1 protein-coding gene is annotated in these 231 nt (G+C 55.8%); it reads left to right on the forward strand.

Going from position 1 to position 231, the window contains the following annotated elements; genetic code table 11:
- A partial coding sequence (locus tag AC0L2O_RS37630) for a SpoVR family protein (protein ID WP_473373300.1) occupies positions 1 to 231 on the forward strand: 231 nt, incomplete at both ends.

Consider the following 231-nt stretch of genomic DNA (forward strand, 5'->3'; position numbering starts at 1 on the left):
CTCGCCTATGAACTGGTCATCAATTCCAATCCTTGCATCGTCTACCTGATGGAGGAAAACACCATGGCCCTGCAGGCCCTGGTGACAGCTCATGCAGCGCTTGGCCATAATCATTTCTTCAAGAACAATCATCTGTTCCGGCACTGGACGGACGCCAGCGCGATCCTGAGCTATCTCGATTTCGCCAAGGGTTACATTGCCCGTTGCGAGGAGCGGCACGGTGTGGCCGCG

The sequence above is a fragment of the Bradyrhizobium sp. Kon10 genome, from assembly GCF_055807395.1.